This is a genomic window from Acidocella aquatica (assembly GCF_030160635.1).
Taxonomy (GTDB): domain Bacteria; phylum Pseudomonadota; class Alphaproteobacteria; order Acetobacterales; family Acetobacteraceae; genus Acidocella; species Acidocella aquatica.
Genome location: NZ_BSOS01000088.1, coordinates 77612 through 97432 on the forward strand (window position 1 = coordinate 77612; position 19821 = coordinate 97432).

The 19821-nt window shown below is 57.1% G+C and carries 18 protein-coding genes; 8 read left to right on the forward strand and 10 right to left on the reverse strand.

The window, feature by feature from the left end:
* Window positions 1–10: 10 nt before the first annotated feature.
* The 6 genes from QQJ84_RS15575 to QQJ84_RS15600 form a co-directional block, all read right to left on the reverse strand.
* On the reverse strand, window positions 11–1246 hold the full coding sequence (locus tag QQJ84_RS15575) for a WD40/YVTN/BNR-like repeat-containing protein (RefSeq protein WP_284259230.1): 1236 nt from the start codon (window positions 1244–1246) through the stop codon (window positions 11–13).
* A gap of 23 nt (window positions 1247–1269) precedes the next feature.
* A complete protein-coding gene (locus QQJ84_RS15580; RefSeq protein WP_284259231.1) occupies window positions 1270–2664 on the reverse strand; it encodes a DUF1329 domain-containing protein in 1395 nt (464 codons plus the stop codon).
* Between the two features lie 20 nt (window positions 2665–2684).
* Window positions 2685–4394, reverse strand: a complete 1710-nt coding sequence (locus QQJ84_RS15585; RefSeq protein WP_284259232.1) for a DUF1302 domain-containing protein — start codon at window positions 4392–4394, stop codon at window positions 2685–2687.
* A gap of 468 nt (window positions 4395–4862) precedes the next feature.
* Complete coding sequence (locus QQJ84_RS15590) at window positions 4863–5864, reverse strand: LLM class flavin-dependent oxidoreductase (RefSeq protein WP_284259233.1); 1002 nt, start codon at window positions 5862–5864, stop codon at window positions 4863–4865.
* Between the two features lie 100 nt (window positions 5865–5964).
* Window positions 5965–6921 (reverse strand): hypothetical protein, encoded by a 957-nt coding sequence (locus QQJ84_RS15595; protein WP_284259249.1) that lies wholly within the window; start codon window positions 6919–6921, stop codon window positions 5965–5967.
* A 112-nt stretch (window positions 6922–7033) separates the two neighbouring features.
* Window positions 7034–7978: a Rieske (2Fe-2S) protein gene (locus tag QQJ84_RS15600; RefSeq protein WP_284259234.1), complete on the reverse strand. Its 945-nt coding sequence runs from the start codon at window positions 7976–7978 to the stop codon at window positions 7034–7036.
* A 71-nt stretch (window positions 7979–8049) separates the two neighbouring features.
* On the opposite strand from QQJ84_RS15600, the gene QQJ84_RS15605 reads away from it, so the two are divergent.
* The 7 genes from QQJ84_RS15605 to QQJ84_RS15635 all read left to right on the forward strand — a co-directional run bounded on the left by QQJ84_RS15605 (window position 8050) and on the right by QQJ84_RS15635 (window position 14222).
* Window positions 8050–8730 (forward strand): TetR/AcrR family transcriptional regulator, encoded by a 681-nt coding sequence (locus tag QQJ84_RS15605; RefSeq protein WP_284259235.1) that lies wholly within the window; start codon window positions 8050–8052, stop codon window positions 8728–8730.
* Between the two features lie 88 nt (window positions 8731–8818).
* Window positions 8819–9838: an LLM class flavin-dependent oxidoreductase gene (locus QQJ84_RS15610; protein ID WP_284259236.1), complete on the forward strand. Its 1020-nt coding sequence runs from the start codon at window positions 8819–8821 to the stop codon at window positions 9836–9838.
* Window positions 9839–9912: 74 nt separating this feature from the next.
* On the forward strand, window positions 9913–10710 hold the full coding sequence (locus QQJ84_RS15615) for an SDR family NAD(P)-dependent oxidoreductase (protein WP_284259237.1): 798 nt from the start codon (window positions 9913–9915) through the stop codon (window positions 10708–10710).
* Window positions 10711–10743: 33 nt separating this feature from the next.
* On the forward strand, window positions 10744–11868 hold the full coding sequence (locus QQJ84_RS15620) for a phosphotransferase family protein (protein WP_284259238.1): 1125 nt from the start codon (window positions 10744–10746) through the stop codon (window positions 11866–11868).
* A 20-nt stretch (window positions 11869–11888) separates the two neighbouring features.
* The gene (locus tag QQJ84_RS15625; RefSeq protein WP_284259239.1) at window positions 11889–12203 is read left to right on the forward strand and encodes a 2Fe-2S iron-sulfur cluster-binding protein; all 315 of its coding nucleotides are present in this window, start codon (window positions 11889–11891) and stop codon (window positions 12201–12203) included.
* A 74-nt stretch (window positions 12204–12277) separates the two neighbouring features.
* Window positions 12278–13120, forward strand: a complete 843-nt coding sequence (locus QQJ84_RS15630; RefSeq protein ID WP_284259240.1) for an SDR family NAD(P)-dependent oxidoreductase — start codon at window positions 12278–12280, stop codon at window positions 13118–13120.
* Between the two features lie 4 nt (window positions 13121–13124).
* Window positions 13125–14222, forward strand: a complete 1098-nt coding sequence (locus QQJ84_RS15635) for a CaiB/BaiF CoA transferase family protein (RefSeq protein WP_284259241.1) — start codon at window positions 13125–13127, stop codon at window positions 14220–14222.
* On the opposite strand, the gene QQJ84_RS15640 is transcribed toward QQJ84_RS15635, so the two are convergent.
* The 4 genes from QQJ84_RS15640 to QQJ84_RS15655 are packed head-to-tail and all read right to left on the reverse strand — an operon-like array spanning window position 14219 to window position 18316.
* Complete coding sequence (locus tag QQJ84_RS15640; protein ID WP_408862235.1) at window positions 14219–15628, reverse strand: alpha/beta hydrolase domain-containing protein; 1410 nt, start codon at window positions 15626–15628, stop codon at window positions 14219–14221. The genes QQJ84_RS15635 and QQJ84_RS15640 overlap by 4 nt on opposite strands.
* A gap of 15 nt (window positions 15629–15643) precedes the next feature.
* Entirely contained in the window at window positions 15644–16426 is a 783-nt protein-coding gene (locus QQJ84_RS15645; RefSeq protein ID WP_284259243.1) for a glucose 1-dehydrogenase, read from the reverse strand.
* A 25-nt stretch (window positions 16427–16451) separates the two neighbouring features.
* On the reverse strand, window positions 16452–17618 hold the full coding sequence (locus QQJ84_RS15650) for an acyl-CoA dehydrogenase family protein (RefSeq protein ID WP_284259244.1): 1167 nt from the start codon (window positions 17616–17618) through the stop codon (window positions 16452–16454).
* A 2-nt stretch (window positions 17619–17620) separates the two neighbouring features.
* Window positions 17621–18316 carry a GntR family transcriptional regulator gene (locus QQJ84_RS15655; RefSeq protein WP_284259245.1) on the reverse strand — a complete coding sequence of 232 codons (696 nt, stop codon included), beginning with the start codon at window positions 18314–18316 and terminating at the stop codon, window positions 17621–17623.
* 262 nt (window positions 18317–18578) lie between these two features.
* On the opposite strand from QQJ84_RS15655, the gene QQJ84_RS15660 reads away from it, so the two are divergent.
* Window positions 18579–19703: a phosphotransferase gene (locus QQJ84_RS15660; RefSeq protein ID WP_284259246.1), complete on the forward strand. Its 1125-nt coding sequence runs from the start codon at window positions 18579–18581 to the stop codon at window positions 19701–19703.
* Window positions 19704–19821: the final 118 nt, after the last annotated feature.

Sequence of the window (19821 nt, forward strand, 5' to 3'; positions counted from 1 at the left end):
GCCAAACGCACTAGTTCAAAGAAGACAACGGCACGACGCGCACACCGCTGGTGCCAACTAGCACGACGTTACCATTCGCCGCTTGTGCTACCCCGAAAATTCCCATGCCCTGATTTCCAGGGATCATATGAAAATTCTTGCCGTTATCGGAACTAAGGAAGACATTACCCGCTTCGTTGGCAAGAAGAATTGTCCCAGATTTAAGTGTTATTCCGGCGGTTAAATTGCTTTGACTTGGAACGTTTACCTGGCTCCAGCTTTGCCCCTGGTTGGCGCTCTCAAAGGCCGCGCCGGCGACACCGTATGCGAGGACAATGTTGCTCCCCGCATCGAATATGCCAAAAAGCGTGTTCTCTGATGGTGTTGGCAGCAGGACAAATGTCTTTCCCTGGTCATCCGAGCGCAGGACTGTACCAGCCTCACCGGCTATGTAGAGGGATGTACCAATCCAAGCCGTATCGTACAGATTATGGCTGATGGGATCAGCAACCTGAAGACTCAGATCGGTCCAGGTCTTGCCGCCATCGTTCGTCGCAATCGCCAGGCGGTACGCCCCAAATGCAATAGCAACCTCTGGACTCATTGCTACCAGCGACAAAATGGGTTTATCCGGACCAGCACTCATAAGTATGTTGGCGCGCCGCACAGCCATTTGGGCTTTAGGATCGTTTGGATTTGTGGCAAGAAACTGAGTCGCGTTTGCCACCATCAATTGATTGATTTCCGCGCCCATAATCTGCTTAGTCCAGGTCAGACCACCATCAGTTGTATGAAGCACCAAGCCATAGTCTGCCCCTGCCCAACCGACTAGCGGCGTTGCAAACGCAACAGAGGTAATTGTGACGCGAACCGGCACCACAGCCTGATGCCAAGTTTGCCCATTGTCGTCGGAGTAAACAATAACGCCATGCTCGCCAACTGCCACCAGCCGGTTGCCCGCATGGGCTATGCTGATCAATAGAACACGGCTTGGATCCGCGACCGTGATAGCATTCTCATTGAGTACGCTATAATTAGTGTCTGCCATGGCTAGACCTGAACCAGCCAGGAGCAAAAACAGGAGAGGCAGAAGAAATTTGCCAAAGTTTCTGCGCGCCGGCACGAACAAGCAATCAGTCATAAAAATTATCTTTTGCCAGAGCAATCGGTTTTCTCCACCTCGTCTTGAGAATAAATTTCCCTTGGCTGGGGGGCCAAGGGAAATTTTCGCCAACATCGTTACAATTTCATACGCTTTTGCAAGCAACGTATATCTGATTTGACGTTTGCTTAGTACGACGCCGCCGCCGCCATGGCTTGCGGTTCAAGGTCGCTCGGCGGGATTGGTGCGAAGGATATCGGGGCGTTGTATGGCGAGTTACCCCATGGCCCCGAGATCGTCACGTAGTCGCCCGTTTGCAGGTTGTATAAAACCGTATTCAACAAGATTGTGCCTGGAAGATTTGGAAAGGCAATGTTGTAGTTCATGCCGCATTTTTCGAGATCTCCATTGGCGTCCCATTCATCGGCCAGGGTAATCGTCCATGTATCTTCATCAACGAAAAAGCGGCGATGAGGAACCACATGCCGCTCACCAGGATGTAGGGTTGCATCAACAACCCAGACCCGATGCAACTCCCACCGCACGGCGTCAGGATTCACGAACTTAGGGAGATGGGCAACGTCGACCGGTGTACGGCGCAGCTTATTGTTATTATAGGGGACCAGCATTTCCTGTTTGCCGAGCAGCTTCCAGTCATAACGGTCCAGCGCGCCATCGAAGCAATAGTATTCATCAAAGTTGGCGATACCGTCGGTGAATCCTGATGGTGTATCGTATTTGAGTTCCGGCGCCTTACGAACGCGCCCTTGCCCAGGCAAAAGCTCCCACAAAATATCAGGATTTTGCAAAGAATTGGTCGCAAACTGGTCGGTAATCTGCTCACCAACGAAAGTGCCCGGGCCAAACAGCACTTCATGGTTGCGGTAAACATAGCCTTGATACGTCGCAACGCTGCCATTTGGATCGTAGAACGGAAAGGAATTTTCCGTTTTACCAGCACCAGCCAGAACAATTTGGCCACCGTTGGAAACCATGGAACAACCAATTTCCGTGTTGGCTGTCCCCATCCAGCGGCAACGGTGATTCCAGATGACCTGTGCGCCTGCTGAAAGCGGGTTACTGGTATCGGGCACCGGGAACGGGACGCCGCCAAAGGCACCGGTAAAGCCAGTTCGCCCATCGGGTTCATTCAGCTTCGCGCTCGTGGAGTTTTTAACGATATTATCATACACCCATTGCGGTGAGGCCTGGGTACGGTGCGTAGGATAGACTTGTAACGAGAAACCTTGTTTTTGAATTAACTGCTTAACACCGTCGGTCAAAACGCTGGCATATTGCGCCATATTAGACGCATCGACCGTGTAGAGCGGGCGTTCATCCGCCCAAAAATCCGGCACCATCTCGGAGCCGATCTTCCAATCAGCGGGGACGGTGGTAAAGCCTCCGGTCCATGCCGGAATAGTTCCTGCCGCATTACCGGCGCGCTCGGAGCCAAACGGCGTCAAGGTTGTCGTGCTGAGCGTTGCAAAATCAGATGCCGATTGTGCAAATGCGTTCTTTTTCGCTCCCGTCAACGCCAGCATGCTGGTGCCGGCGAGCAAACTAAATGTGCGTCTTTTCATTTTTATCTCTCTCCCGTGACTTAGAAGGTATGCTGGAAGTTGAGCATGACATAGCTCCGATCTGCCGACGCTGGTTCGCCTTGCATAAGTGGGTTTGCAGCTCCGATGTAATCGTTATAGGTAATCGAGGCGATCCAGGTCACCCGATAGGTTGCGGTAACGCCAACGTTCACCGAGCCAGTACCGTTGTTTTCGGTTGGATCAACCATTGAACGTCCGTAGAAATTGTATGCCAGGCCAATCGGGAAGGTAAGCTGCAGATTGGGAATAACGTCATAATAGCTAGGCGTCACGACCATCTGAAGCTGCGCTGCTGTGGAGGAACGTGTCACCGAATGGTTGGCGTATGAATCGATGGCAGCACTATTGGCCGTCACCTTCAGAACATGGTTCATACCAACTTCGCCGTCCACCGAAACTCCGCCTGGGTCAAACGGAATTGGCGGCGACACGTAGAGAGCTGATACCTGTGCTGCCCATGTATCACCTGTTGGATAGGCCGGGTTGGAGTTGGCGTTATTCGCGGGTGTTGCAAAATTCGCACCCGTTGCGAGGTTCATGTGCTGACGGAACGAAGTCTCAGCCGCGACGTTAGCCGGCCCGATTGTCGTCGACACGGACGCACCTTCCATCCAGATATCACGAGGATAAACCAGACGGTATGACGTCGGCACAGCTCCGATGCCAGGATAGACAACATAAGGCAGGTAGATGGTGGGCGCCTTGGAGTCATAGCGCAGACCGTAGAAGCCAACGTCATAATTGCCGAGCGTTAGCTGCAGTGACGCACCGAACTGGCCGTTTTGGTGTTCGGGGCTCAAATCCTTTGAACGCAGAACCCTAAACCCTGGCCCTAGGATAAGGCTTTGGCCGCCTTTGTCCAAGACGTCCGTGGTATTGAAATACGCGCCAACGCCCTGGAAATAATCGTGCGCCCACTCAAATTGGTAATAGGCCTGCAGGGTTACGATCGGGTTGGGCTGGTAGGTGGCGACCACCTGGCCAACCGGCTCTATGATCTGCTGGGTCTGCGCATTGGGATTATCATTGGCCGTAATGATATCAATCGGCGCCATACCTGCGGCAATACCATTATTCGTCAAAAAGAGAGATTGTCCCCAGAGCAGCGTCTGGCGACCAACTTTCAGCGTGAACGACTGTTGATCGCCAGCGCCAAAGCGCTCGGTGCCGTAGACAAACGCATCAAGAACACGCGCGTTCAAGCCATCCACGTTACGCGTCGCGCTGGTGAAATCCGTGCTCTTGCCGAGCGATATTGGATTAAGCGTTTGGGGTTGATTGTTCTGGTTCGTGCCGAGATAGCTCGTGTTTACATATCCCTCAGCGCTGAAATGAGCGCCATAGTTGCCATCTTTGATGTCTAAGACCGGCAGAATTTCGAATTGATTTGAAACCAGACCGTGCCGGAAATTAAGATCACCCTCACTGCCGTTGGCATTCCCAAACCCGATTAGCCTCTGCGAGGGACTCTGCACACGCCAGATTGGGGTGTATGAAAGAGTCGTACTCAGGTCGATTTCAAGATTATTCCCGTAATTCAAACCATTATAAAGGTTAAGCGCGTGCGCCTGATGCGGGGCGGCCGCCAGCAGCGCGCCCATAGTCCCCGCAAGCATCAAACCGATGCCAAATTGTCCACGGCCACCGGTTTTCCCAAAAACCGTTGAACTAAGTAGATTTAACTTCCGACGGCTATATCTTTCAGTCATTTTTGCCTCCCTTCCCCAGAATTGTTCCACAACGGAAACTCAGGTGCCAAGCCTTTTCATTTTTAATCCATCAAAGAAAAATGCTCGTTCCGCCGCGCCATTGCTTAGTGCCCGTTTTTTTGTAATCACGCTTACTAATCAACAACTACCGCGGTAACTTGGGTGCATTTCCTTATGACCACGTTCTGGACAAGCGGCAAGTTTTGCAAACCTGTCTTCAGGTAGGGCGATAGCTGGTAAGGTAGGGAACATCACCGGGCTTACGGATGCTTGTTTACTTCAGATCGGATGTCCCTCCTCTGGGAAGCACCAAAGGAGTGCTCGGAGAGGATGTGGCAGCCGTGCGGTAACAGGGTACAAGCCGGCCTGCCCCAACCCTCGTTTCCTTGTTCAATCCCCCGCTGCCAGGAAGCGGGGCGGCCAACTCAGGCTGCCACGCTCTCCGGGGTAGCGCGAATTCAGGGCCGCTCAGGCTTTGGCCGCTGCCACCAATTGGGAAAGGCCATTATGGTAGAAGTAGAGCTTTTCCATCGAAAGGTCGCGATACGGCGTCATCAGTGTCAGCGAATCGACCACGCTCCAATAGGGTTCGATCTGTTCCAATACATCAGCGACACTGCCGCATGCGCAGAACGCCAGGACCATCTCGTCAGGGATGTTATGCACGACTGAGGAGACCTCGCCGTGTTGTCCTAGCGCGAGCTGACACGCGCGGGCCTGGCCGCCAAAGCCCTGTTTCTCGAAAAAGGGCTCATATTGCTTATAGCCCGAATAAGCCGCCACTGTTGCGCGCGCATCATTGATCGCCTGCTGCTTGTCGTCGTTGATGGCAATCCACGGCCAGGCGTTGATTTCGATATCCTCCCGCTTGCGCCCATGCTTGGCGATAGCTGCAGCGATGACCGGCGCCTGGACATCTGCCGTGTAGCGGGCCGACCACAACGCATGCACCAGCAGGCCGTCGCCGATCTCGATGGCGAGGTCGGTCATTTTTTCCTGCAATGCGGCAATCCATATGGGAATTCGCTCACGTAAGGGCGGCGCGGTCAGCATCATTTCCTCGAAATCCGCTTTATAATAAGTGCCGTTATATGGGTTGAGGCCCTTGTGCGAGTTAGCCATGAGATAGCGCACCGCATCCACTGTCTCGCGCAGAAATCCCAGCGGCTTGACCGGCGGCATGCCATACATTCCGGTGGTGCAGGAGGGAATGCTGCTACCTAGGCCCAGAATAAAACGACCCTCGCTGATGCGGTCGAGGTCGATTGCTGCGTGCGCGGTTTCCAACGGGCTGCGGGTGCCGGCGATGGCGATGCCGGTTGCCAGCTTCAGCTTGGTTGTCACCGTGGAGGCAGCGGCGAGCGGCACGAACGGCGGCCCATAGATTTGCAGCACGAACACGCCCTCGTACCCGACCGACTCCATATGCTGCACGTTCGCCTTAAGTGCCGGCCCTGGCAGCACCGGCATCGTTCCCCAAAACCGGCGTTCACCACCGACCGCGTTCAGTTTAGTCATGATTTTTCATCCTCAGCCGTTACCGGTGGTCCCTGTTGATTATTATAAGCGATCAGTAGCGAAAAAGTTCCTTGCGCAAGCCAATCAAATCACTGCAGTCGGCACTGACATTGTCGCGATAGGAAAAATCCCCCGCGGCCTGGCGTGCGACGAGGTTTTTCATTAGCAGACGGTAACGCTGGCCGGCTACATCGAACTTCGAATGCAGGTCGCGGCGTTTGGATTCGTGCATGTAGCGCGGGCTTTGCGGCGAGGTCATGGAGCTGTCCTGCCGCGAAACGATATAGCTGGCTTTCGGCATGACATGGCGGAATAACAGACCGGCATTTGATGTGTTCATGGTATAGTCTAATCGCGTGCGGTCACGCGTTTCCGGCACGCAGGGGTGGAATAACGGCACGTCATCGCCTGGCGTGAACCTGCCATAGGCGATGGCCGCGTGGCTGCGCAGATAAATGCGGATCACCTGGCGAACTTGTTGGGTCGGCTGACGGATGCCGCTGAAAAATTTCATAACCGGTGCCACTGACTTGCCGATGCAGGTCCGCACCATCGTCACGGTCTCGGAGTCCGAAAACACCTCAACCGTCTCGCTTTCGGACTTCTCGTCGCCGACCACGTTCGCATGCAGGAAATCCGCATGCGTCAGATCGATTAGATTTTCCAACGATACCGGTGCAGCGCAATCAAACCTTACCGTGCCGGTGAGATAACCGGGCAGGCCGCCATTGGGCGGCAGGTAGGGGATGCTCGGCAAATGCAGCGGATCGGCGGCAAGCGGATTGCCGTACCAGCACCAGACGTAGCCGTAATGCTCCATAACCGGGTAGCGCCCGGCGGCATCGGTCAGGCCGGTCTCGGGCAGCGCACCGGCACCTGGCAGAACCGAGGCGGCAACAGCCTTGCCATCTTCCCGCCAGAGGAAATACGGCACCGAATATACCGAGCGCCGGACGGGCTTCTTTCCGACCGCCGCCGAATGAGCCAATGGGAACCACGCGTCGCGCATCACGATATCATGCGGCACCCAGTTGTTGATATCATTCAACGCGGCCGGACTCGTGAATGCGCTGTCGTCTGGCCCAGCTATGTTATCAAGCATGGTGAGATCTCCCGTTGCGTCAGGCAGCACTTGCCTGGCTGGTTTGAATAATCGCCGCGCGCAGATCCTGCCATTGCACCGAGGCGGAGGGCGTTAGTCTTCTGAGCGCAGCGGCGTCGATGGTATCGAACACCCGGAAGGGTGCGCCGATTAGAAGCTGCTTCGCGCGCAGACCATTGAGCGTCTTGGCAAGCCGTGCCCGCCAGCGAATGGCGGTACTACCTCGAGCGGCTGGAACTGGCGCAATCACGGCGGTGAGCAGCGTGCGTAAGGCATCATCACGCAACGTCAGTTCCGTCTCACCGGTCAATGGGTCCGTCTTGGAGAGCAGGGAGATCGGGAACTCGGAACTGAATGAGGACGGCCAATGTAGCCCGCGCCATTGGCAATTGCGCTCCATGACCAGCCGGCCGGCTTCTGCCTTTAAGTCGGACGCGAGGTAAGGCGTGAATTCCACCCCTTTTATGCCAAACAACATGCCTGGATCATCAAAAAACGTTGAGAGATAGTGCTCTTGCGCGAGCCCCACATGCGCTGTCCCGTACAGCGGCAGGCTCGCTGCGTCCACGGCTGGCGCTTCGGCGCCAGGGGTGAGGCAAACCCGCACGAAACCGCCGCTTTCCGCCACGGCAAAGCTTTGTGCCTTATATAGAGGGGGGAACCTCTGCTCACTTTTCATATTGGGAATTTCTCTGAGGCGGCCGGTCTCGCCGTCAAAACTCCAGCCGTGATAGCCGCACTGGATCAGCCCGTTTTCACGCACGCAGCCGCGTGACAGGGGGGCGCGGCGGTGCGGGCAACGGTCTTCCATGGCCCGGGCAATACCGGCGGCATCACGCCAGATCACAAGTTCCTGATTGCCGATATCCGATGACAAGGGCTTCTTACTGGTAACTTCTTCGCTACGAGCCACCGCCCACCACGAGGCTGAGTTCGAGTGGGTTGTTTGCTTTTGATTTTGCATGTTTTCTCTCCATTACTAAATTGACGAACGACAATTTTATTGTCAAGAGAAATGAGTATAGAAAGAGTAAGATGCAAAACACCGACCTAGATAATCCGGCCCCCGCTGCGGCGAAAATTTCAAGACCCAGAGGCCGGCCGTCGAACGACGCGGTTGGGGTGGTGCGCGAGGATGTGGTTCTGGACCTCGCCTTTAACACCTTTGCGCAGCGCGGCTATGAGGGCACGACACTGCGCGAACTCGCCAAGGAACTTGGCGTCAGTCACAACCTTATCAATGTCCGGTTTGGATCAAAAGCCGATTTGTGGCGCCGGGCCGTGGATGCCCATATCGCCCGGGTCGCGCCGCCAGTGATGGCCGCGTTCGACGAACCCGGCCTGGATGATAAAACGCGACTGGCCGAACTGATCCACCGCCTCTGCCGCTGGACCGCCGAAAACCCCGATTTCGTCGGCCTCCTGCACACCGAAGGCCGGCGCGCGACTTGGCGGCTCGACTATCTGGCGAACGCTTACGCCATGCCCTTCAAGGAAAAGCTCAGCGCGCTGCTCGCCAGCATAGCCAACCAAAGGCCAGTGCGCGATATTTCAGCCAGCGCCCTCATGGCCGTCCTGGTGGAGGGGGTCGGATTCTATTTTGCCTCGGGCCCACTGCTCATCCGCATGGGCGAGGCCGATGAGATCAGTCCGGACAAAACCAGCCGCCAGATTGATACCTTTGCGGCGTTCATTCTCTCCGGACTGTTGCCTTAGCATCTAGAGATATGCGCCGCAGCGATCCACGACAAGACCCTACCGCCCGGCAGGACCGCTTTTGTCTGGAATCACGAAACGGAAAGTCATGAAAATCGACCCTGAAATCTGGGCGCAGTTGCCTCCTTTGCCGCGCGAGGAACTCGTCGCCACCGTACAGCGCTATGAGTCCCTTGGGCTCAGCGGCCTTTGGTCGTCACAGACTTTTGCGGCACCGTTCGGCACGCTTTCGGCAGCTGGTGCCGTGAGCAAAACTTTGAAGCTTGGCACCGGCATCGCGCTGGCCTTCGTGCGGAGCCCTCTGGAGACCGCCTGCAACATTCTGGATCTGGACCGTTTGAGCGATGGGCGCGCCGTGCTGGGGCTGGGCTCGAGCGCGCAGAGCCTGAGCGAAGGAGCTTTTGGCGCCGCCTACGGTAAGCCGCTCGCGCATATGCGGGAAGTGATTTCCCTGGTGCGCCAGATTGTGGCCAAGGGACACACCGGCGAGTTGGAAATCCTTGAAGGTGAGTACCACAAGCTTGACCTACGCCATTTCCGTACCCTTAGCCCGCCGGTACGCACGGAGATTCCGATTTTCATGCCTGCGGTGTTCCAGAATGCCTGCACCATGGCCGGGGAAATTGCCGACGGCCTGCTTGGGCACCCGCTGTGGAACGAGACCTGGATTGCCGAGCAGGCCTCCCCGGCGTTGCAAAACGGCCTGGTGAAAGCCGGGCGAGCACGCAGTTCCGTAACGGTGAACCTGCAAATGTGGGTCGCAGTAAACGATGACCGCAAGGCCGCAATCGATGATGCGCGGCCGACGGTCGCCTATTATAGCCAATCGCCGCAATATCTGCGCTACTTTGAAACCATTGGCTTTGGCGATGCCGCGCGCAGTTTGCAAGCCGCCTTTGCCGCAGGTGATATTGCGGGCATGATCGCTGCCTGTCCCGATGAAATGGTGGAAAGCATCGCTCTGGTGGGGCCTGCCTCGGAAGTACGCGCGCGGGTGGCCAAGCGGATGCAACATGCCGACGCCATTACACCGGTGGTACCGCATTATGCTTTGGCCGATGAGAAACTCGCTTTCTACGCCAGGGGCCTTGCTGACCTGTTCTATTAAGATGGGCATGTCCACAAAGCGTTTAGGTGCGCCGCAACGGCTGCCGTGCCGGATTATAAAAAGGGAGATGTCTGATGCGTCGGCTTGAAGGTAGAGTTGCAATTGTCACCGGTGGTGGCGGCGGAATTGGCGCCGCCGTAGCGCGCCGGCTGGTGGCCGAGGGGGCGCGCGTGGCGATCGCTGATCTGATCGAGGACAGCGCCCGCCGCGCGGCCGAGCCGCTGGGGGACATGGCCCTCGCGGTGCAGTTTGACGCCGCCGCGCCGGAGTCGGTGAAAGCGTTGGTGGAGCGGACCGTTGCGCATTTCGGCCGGTTGGACATTCTGCATAATAACGCCGCGATGACCGACCCTGTGTTGCAGGCTCAGGACACCACGGCGATCGACATTCCAATCGAGGTCTGGAACACGACCATGTCGATTAATGTCACTGGCTACCTGCTCGGCTGTAAATATGCGCTGCCCTATATGATTAGCGCCGGGGCTGGCTCTATCATTAATACTGCTTCGGGGTCGGGCGTGATGGGTGATCTCGCACGGATTGCTTATGGGTCTTCAAAGGGCGCGATTATTGCGCTCACTAAATATGTAGCCACGCAATACGGCCAGCAGGGTATCCGCTGTAACGCCATTGCACCTGGTGTGATATTGACCCCAGCGCTGGAAGCCACCGCTCCGGGCCTGAAGGAGATCATCAAGCGGCATGTGCTGACCAACCGCTTTGGCACGCCCGATGATATTGCCGCGTTGGTGGCGTTCCTCGCCAGCGACGAATCGGGGTACATCACGGGTGAGTCAATTGGTATCAACGGTGGGTCGCTGGCGCATCAACCGCATTACGCGGACCTTGCCGCGGCGATGGCCGGCGCATAACCGAACCACCTGAACAGCGGAGCAAATATCGTGTTGGACTCTGAGACAATCACTCTGCGGCTGAAAAGCTGGCTGGCGCGCAAAAAGCCGGAATGGCTTGATCTTACAATGGCACCGCTGAATGTTCAGCTGGGTTCGGGGTTTTCGGCGGAAATATTTTTTGTTAATGTATCCTATAATGATGCTGCCGGCGCGCATGCCCGCACGCTGGTGGTGCGCGTGCAGCCGCAATCCTATGAAGTCGTGTTCGGCAGCGACCTTAAAATTCAGGCCAACATGATGAAGGCACTGAACGAAAAAGGCGGTGTTCCTGTGCCGGATTGGATCGGACTGGAGGAAGATACCGACCTGCTGGGCGCGCCATTTTTGGTGATGGGCCGTGTTGAAGGACAATCCGCCACGCAGCGGCCTAATTACAACGTTGAGGGCTTTCTGGTTGGTTTTTCGCCCGAGTTGCGCCACAAGGCATGGTCCAACGCCATTACAGCCTTTGCGAAACTACATGCGCTGGATTGGAGGGATGGCTTCGCTTTTCTTGCGCGTCCGGACCGTGGCAAAACAGGGTTGGACCAGTATATTGGCTACATAAGGGAATGGCATGCCTTTGCCGGCAAAGGCCGTGCCATGCCGATTGCAGATGCGGCCATGGAGTATGTGCTGAAAAACAAGCCCGCCGAAGCGGATACCTGTGTTCTCTGGGGTGACCCGACACCCTCAAACACCATGTTTATGCCTGATGGCAGTATCGCCGCGCTGATCGATTGGGAACTCGCGGCGCTTGGGCCTCCAGAACTTGACCTCTCCTGGTGGCTGTATTTCGATGACCTGTTTAGCCGCCGGTTCGGCGCCAAGCGCTTGCCCGGCCTGCCGACGCGTGAGGAGACCATCGCGATTTACGAAGCGGCTTCTGGCCGAAAAACGCGCGACATGGAATATTACGATATCGTCGCGGCTTTGCGCATGGCCCTTGTGGCAGTGGGCGCATTCGACCGGCAGGTTTCTATCGGCAATATTTCCGCCAATAACGAATCCCTGAATGCCAACCTGATGACGCTTTATCTTGCCGAGAAGCTCAATCTACCGTTACCGGTGCTCGGCGCGGATTTCACGGCCTTCATGAGCAACCTGACACCCGTCGAAAAAACCCCCGATCCATAAAACTGAGACAAGGATTTAAAATGCCGAAGATCACCTACGTCCAGCCCAGCGGAAGTTCAGAAACTTTTGAGATTCCCATTGGGAATTCTGTGATGCAAGGCGCTGTAAACAACAACGTTTCCGGTGTTCCGGCGGAGTGCGGTGGCGCCGCGGCCTGCGCGACTTGCCTTGTGTATGTCGCGCCGGAATGGGTTTCCCGCTTACCAGCCCGCCAACTGCTGGAAGAGTCGATGCTCGACAACGATGATCCGAAATATGCACAGCTACGATTGTCATGTCAGGTCAAGGTGACCGAGGAACTCGACGGCCTGGTTGTAGAGGTCACTGCTCTTTAAATTAAAGCAATTTTCTGCCAACTGAACGAAAGCGATGAATTTCAGTGAATCATCTTTCTAATCAGGATTTTACCATGGAACAAAAGCAAGCCGGCAACCGGCTGCGCGGCAAGGTCGCTCTGGTTACCGGCGGCGGGCGGGGCATTGGCCGCGCCGTGTGCCTTAAGCTTGCAAGTGAAGGCGCTCGGCTGGTGATTAACGACCTTGACGCCAAAGTTGCCCATGAAATCGCCGGCGCCATCAAAGCCGAAGGCGGTCAGGCCGTGATTTGTGCCGGCAGCGTCACCGCACCGGATTTTGGCGACCGTTTCATCGCCACCGCGTTGGAAGAGTTCGGAGATGTCGATATCATCGTGAATAATGCCGGATTTACCTGGGACGGCATGGCCGTGCGCATGAGCGATGAGCAGTTCGACGCCATTCTGGATGTGCATGTGAAGGCGCCATTTCGCATTTTACGCGCGGCCGGGCGCTATTTCCGGGAAGCGGCTGCCAGCGAGGCTGCCGCAGGGACATCGCGGCATCGCAAGGTCGTTAACGTGTCTTCGATCGTCGGCCTGGGCGGCAATGTCGGGCAGATCAACTATTCCACGGCCAAGGCGGGGATTGTCGGCATGACGAAGACGCTTGCGAAAGAATGGGGCCGCTTTCTTGTTAACGTCAACGCCGTCGCGTTCGGGTTGATCGAAACGCGACTCACCGCCGTGGTGCAGCAGAAAACCATGATCGAAGTTGATGGCCATGAAGTTGGCGTTGGCATGCCGGCGGAGAGTGTACAGGCAATGCGTGCCGCGATTCCGTTTGGCCGCGCCGGTACGCCGGAGGAAGCGGCGGGGGCGATCTTTCTGCTTTGCCTGCCAGAGGCCGATTATATCTCCGGCCAGGTGATTGCTGTCACCGGCGGTATGTCGACTTAAGCCCATGGGCAAGGGACCGCTGCACGGTTTTCGTATCGTCGAATTCGAAGGGCTGGGGCCGGTGCCGTTCTGCGGCATGCTGCTGGCGGGGTTAGGTGCCGAGGTGGTGCGCATTGTGCGCGATGGCGTCGAATCGGCCTATGCAGATGTTGGCGGCGCCATATTATTCCGAGGGCGGACGGCGGTGACGGCTAACCTGAAATCTCCCGCCGACCGGGACGCGATTTTGCAACTGATCGCCAGTGCTGACGCCGTCTTGGAAGGCTACCGTCCCGGCGTGCTGGAGCGCCTTGGGCTTGGCCCCGCCCCAGCGCTCGCAGCCAATCCGCGCCTGGTTTACGCCCGCATGACAGGCTGGGGGCAGGAAGGCCCGCTTAGCCTGCGCGCGGGACATGACATTAACTACATTGCCATAACTGGCGCGCTGAATGCCATTGGCAACCCTGGCGAACCACCCACCATACCACTCAATCTGATCGGTGATTATGGTGGAGGTGCAATGTTTCTGGCGACCGGCGTGCTCGCCGCCTTGCTGGAGGCGCAACGCTCCGGCCAGGGCCAGGTTGTCGATGTGGCGATGACGGACGGGACTGCATTGTTGATGAGTCTGTTTCAGGCGCTTTCGCAGGCCGGCCAATGGAGCGAGGAACGCGGTGCCAATTTGCTGGATGGCGGGCGGCCGTTCTATCGTTGCTATGAATGCGCGGATGGCAAATATGTTGCCGTAGGCGCGCTGGAACCGCAATTTTATGCGAACCTGCTGAGGATTACCGGTATTGCCGCGAAACCCAAGGACCAGAACGACGCCAGCCTGTGGCCGCAACTTAGCGCGCAACTGGAAGCGACGTTCAAACGTAAAACGCGCGACGAATGGGCCGCTTTGTTCGATTCTGAGGATGCTTGCGTTAGCCCAGTGCTCTCGATGCTCGAAGCGCCCGCCCATGCGCATAACCAAGCGAGGGGCACCTTCGTGGTGCAGGAGCATATCATGCAGGCAGCACCGGCCCCGCGGTTCAGCCGTTCCGGCGAGACCTTGCCCGGCGCGGCGCCAGTGACGCTCGACCTTGCGACGGCGCTTTCGCAATGGCACACGGGACGTTAATTTTCTAAAATCTGTCGCGGCCATAAAGCCGCGGCGAGGGCAAGGATTTCAGCCTGATCTGCAGCCAAGATATGGCCGGCGGAAATGGCATCAGATAGGGCGGCGCTGAACTTTCTACTGTATTCCTGCCATCCGCCGGGATAAAGCCGGGCGAGCGTTCGTGAGTCGAACGGCGAAGTGGAGCCGAACAGCATGGCAAAGCCACCCGGGGACTGCCCAAGGCCGGATAGCCTGGCCGTTGGAACGTCCACCCAGGGCGACCTGACCCCGCCCAGAGCGTTGCCCAGAGCATCGGTCATCAGCGAGGGCCGCAGACCGTCATTTGCCGCGAGACGGGGTGCGCTGGCAGGCGCTTGCCCGGTACTGACCCATTTCGCCAGGGCGTTCAGCGCGGCTTGCAAAACATAGTGATGCTGAGGAGCCGCATTCATCGGACTATCCAGAACCTGCCCAAAAAACGTACTGATGGGCGTAAAGGCGGTTGCGAGCGCCTCGATTGGGGCTGTACCAGTATCTATCGCAGCGCCGAGCATCACGTAAGTATCAGCATGCGCGGTGCCTGCTACTTCCCAGGTGCGGATGAGCCCGGTGTCGGCTTGACGTGCCGGCAGATAGCCGATCAACGGCGCCATAAGGTCCGTTTCCGTGATAAACATCAGCACCGGTACGCGCACGCAGGGGCTAATTATCACGTTCAGCCCGGTGTAATTAGGGTCGCGGTTCTGACTGCTCGGCACATAGTTGCCGTTTATAGGCGTGGCCCCCCTGAAGCGGGAATGAACTAAAAAGCCGTCAAAGATTTTATCCAGCGGGTCAATCACATTCACATAGGTAGTGAGGAACGAGGCTGACTGTGACTCACCCATGGCGATGACATGCCGGGACGAAAGTTCGCCAAGAATACCCCCCTGCCCCGTTACCAGAGCCAGCCGCGATGCTTGGCTGAAAATATCGAATGCGTAGGCGTCGCCAGGATGCTTCAGGCGGGCGTAACGGTCTGGATCGGCTTGTTTCAGGGGGAGAATCCCAGGGATGCCGGTATTGCTACCCTCCAGGCCGATTTTTTGCGCCGAGACGCCGATATAGGCATAGCCGCCGCGCACGATCTCGCGGTGGAGATAGCTCCACTCCGGCGCCGCATCCGTACCACTGCTGACATTGAGCCATTCAACCAGGACGATGCCGTTGAAAGCCGCGGGTGTGGATGGCCGCACGGTGAGCAAACGGGTATTAAACGGCGCGGTTCGGGAATCGGCCAAGCCAGCGCCCGCGGGCGCGGCGGCAATTTTATACCGCTTGGCTCGCCCCGAGATAAAATACTCTTCGATAACGTAGCCCGGCGGCGGCACGTCAAACGTGCCTCGGCCAAGCGTTATACGGCCAGGAATCGGACCGTATGTTTTCATGCCCTGGGGCACCAGCTAGCCGGCAACCCAGCCACCATCGGCCGGCAAAATCGCACCATTCACAAACGATGCTGCGTCGGAGGCAAGGAAGAGCGCAATAGTCGCGATCTGGTCTGGTGCGGCGATGCGGTCGTTCACGGCCAGAATCGGCCCATACAGCGCCAGACCGGCAGGATCAAACGCGGCCAGCCCCAGCCCGCCGGAGACATTGGTGTCTACCGCGCCCGGGCAAATCGCGTTGCAGCGGATACCGCGCTTTGCGTAGGCCCAGGCTGTGTTTTTGGTTAGCCCAACGATTGCATGCTTGGAGGCGGTATAGGCCGCCCCGGCAGAACCACCACGAAGCCCGGCGATGGAGGCAGTGTTGATGATCGCGCCTGCCCCGCGTTCCAGCATATGCGGGAGCACCGCGCGGGTGCCGTACATGACACTGCTAAGATTAATGCGGAGAATGCGGTCCCACTGCGCGGTTGTGACATCACCCACCGGCTCCATGCGGTCCATGACTCCGGCGTTGTTGCACAGCACGTCGATCCGGCCCCAGGTGGATGCGGCGAGGGCCACCATTGTATTCACGCTGGCCTCGTCGCCGACATCGGTGATCGAAACAATTGAGTTTCCGCCGTTGATTTTTATCAATTCATGGGTTTCCGCCGCGGTTTTGGCGCCGACATCGGCGACCAGGACTTTTGCGCCCGTGCCGGCAAAGCGCAGCGCCATGGCCCGTCCGATTCCCGAGCCGGCGCCTGTGACGATAACGACTTTTTCCGCGAGATCCTGTGCTACATTTTTTGTCATGGATATTTCCTCCGATTAAGCATATTCAAAATGAGCGCGGCAAACCAAGATTTTCGGCGATGCCGTTGCGGACCATTTCATTGGTGATGGGCCCGATGCGCCACAGCCGGGAATCGCGCCAGTAGCGTTGCATGTCGGTCTCCGCTGAATAGCCCATGCCACCCAATATCTGAATCCCAAGGTCGGCCGCTTGGTTGGCATTCTCGGAAGCTATCAGTTTGAGCATATTGGCCTCGTTACCAACGTTTTCACCTTTACTCTGCTTCCAGGCGCAATAATGCAACATCAACTCGGTAGTGGTCTGCATCGTCGCGATATCGGCCACGTAATGCTGCAAAGCCTGGAACTGCCCGATGGGTTTTCCGAAAGCGTGGCGCTGTTTCATGTAATCCACGGCGTCCTCGAGGATACCGTCAATCACGCCAAGGCAAAAAGCGCCGACCATGATCCGCTCGTTGTTGAGCGTGGGCAGAAGCATGTACCAGGCTCGGTCCGGCTCGCCGAGAACATTCTCATCGGCGACGAACACATCTGCTAAATGCACGGAACACGAACCCATGGAGCGCATGCCAAGCTTGGCAAGCGGGGTGATGGTCAAACCCGGCGTGTTATTGGTGGGCACCCAGAACAGCGTAAGGCCCTGGTGTTTCTTCGCCACGTTTTTATCGGTGCGGGCAATGCACAGCAGATAATCCGCCACATGCGCGGAGGAGCTCCATATCTTCTCGCCGTTGATCTTCCAGCCGCCCTCAACGCGTTCGGCGTTGGTGCGCATCGAACCAAGAAGGTCAGTGCCGCCGGATGGTTCAGTGAACGCGATGGCGGCTTTGAGTTGGCCGGTTGAGATCAGTGGCAGATATTTCTTTTTTTGCGCTTCAGTGCCATAGAGCCCGATGGATTTGGAGCCTGCGAAAGAGGTAATGCCCCATATCCAGGCGAGGCCACCGAGCGAGCGTGCCAATTCGCGCGCGAGCAGCATCTGCATGATAACGTCGCCGCCCTGACCGCCATATTCCTCGGGAATGCCGACGCCATGAAACCCGGCGGCGGTGAACTTATCCCATAATTCGAACGGGTAATTATGCTCGTCACGCTCCAGCTCGCGCGCCCATTTCTTTGGCGCCTCCGCGTCAACCCAGCGGTGCACTGTGTCACGGAATGCGCGGCACTCCTCCGGTAATGAAAAATCCATTATCATGTTTCCTTTAACTCGTTGTATTCATTGCGGCCTCGGTAATTATCAGGTTGCGCGAGGGCGATCATACGCGCCGCCAATTGGTCCAGGCGTGCGAGAACATCAGCGGTGTCACCCCGGCGGAATGAGTCCAGCATGGCAATATGCTGTTGCAGCCCTGCACGGGAAATTGTTGATTTGCCGTGCAATAGGATAAACCGGGCAATCAGGAAGCGACGGTCGAGCGTGACCCGCAGCAGCTCACTGTTGCCGGACGCCTCGATAAATATGGTATGAAAGCGGTGCCCCGCACGGATGGCCCCCAGCGTGTCTCGCTCCGCCAGGCATGATTTGTAGGCAAAAATCGCCTCGTCCAACTGCCGCAATTCGGCCAGTCCAATTTTTGGGAAGCTCCAGATGTAACCCAAGCGCCAGAGCGCGCTCTGCACGCGCAACAAATCCAGCGTCTCGGCCAGATGAATCGGTGTCACCCGCTTGCGCCTGTGGGTCTCGATCTCAACCAGGCCTTCCGAAGCCAGATCGACGAACGCCTCCCGCAGCGGGGTCGCACTCACACCCAGGCGCAACGCCAGTTCGGTTTCCTTCAGCGGCGTACCTGGTGCAAGTTCACCGGCCACGATGGCCGTGCGTAGTTGCTCGGACACGGCTTCGCGCAATGTGGAAGGGGCTGTGAGTTTCAGGCTGGGCAGGGTCATGATTTGCACTCCAAGGCCCACCTTAGCCGAGCCTGTACCGAGCGTAAATATATTCTATAGAATATTTATAAACTACCCGGACCGGCATAGCCTGCCCCGGCATTGATGACATCGTAGGCGTCCAACATTGGATTTTCTCCCTGATTACGAAGAGGCTAGGCAGTGACCTGAGCCACCTCCCCTGCCTGCGGACAGGGGAGATCGCATATAAAGTGGTTAAAAATGGCGGTTGAACGAAAATATGCTCCAGGGAGAGACCAAATTGGCAAATGTTCAAAGCGGCCCGGCACTCAATGACCGTCCGTATCCACAACGCACAGCGCCGCTGCCGAGCGATCTGGCAGAAGTAACGCCGGAATGGCTCACCAGCGTGATGCGCAACAAATATCCTGGCCTAATCGTGGAGGATTTGGAGGTGGTGGAACTACGCAACAGCCACACCACGAAGATGCGGGTGAAACTACAGCTCAATGACGTTGGTAAAGCCGCAGGCATTCCCGAAAATGTCTGCCTGAAGTCCAACTGGTCCGGCGGCTTCACCGATGTGGATATTCACGCGCTGGAGGCTAGATTTTACCATTTTGCCCGCGATGCGATGAAGGTTCCCGCACCGGAATTTTATTTTGCCGATTGGGATATCGGGGGGCATTACCAGGGCTTGGTGGTGATGGAAGATCTGGTCGCCGCGGGCGGCAGGTTCGGGCACAGCACGGACCATATCGGGGTCGATAATGTCGCCAAGGCAATGGAGAGCATGGCCAAGCTGCACGGCGGCAGTTGGGGTGATAAGAGGTTGGAGCAATTCCTCTGGCTACCGCGCTCCATGGACACGCCGGTGGATTGCGACCAGCTCAACATCATGTGGCGCTTCATCGAGATAAACCTGGCGAAAGAGGAATACCGCGCCTTTTTGCCACGCTGGCTGCTGGACGACCCGCAAAGTTTCCACGGCGTGTTCGCGGCGCTGAGCAGGTTCGAGCAGCGCCAGCCGGGACCTTACTGCATCGTGCATGGTGATTCTCATCAAGGCAACAGCTACCTGCGCCCTAACGGCGAACGCATTTGGATAGACTGGCAACTGGTACGCAAGGGCCGGCCGTGGCGGGATCTGACGTATTTCCTGATCGCGGCCCTCACGACCGAGGAACGCCGCGCCAATGATCGCTCGCTGATCGCGCATTACCGCGACCACCTTGTCGCCATGGGGGTGCAGGATGTGCCGGATATGAATACGATCTGGGAAAACTACCGCCGCTGGCCGCTGTATGGGTGCCAGGCGTGGATCGCCAATATGGATGAATGGGGTCAGGATGGCCTGCCTATGAACAAGCGGTTTTTTGCGGCGTTGGAGGAACTGGATACTGTCCAACTACTGAAGTCTGAATAGCAGACTCGTTCGGCTTATGTCATGCGAACGGCGACAAAGCGGCGGCGGCTAACCCGGATTATGCAGGACTGCTGGCGAGCATAGCGTAAACCGTTGATTTGATGTAAGAATTGGTTAT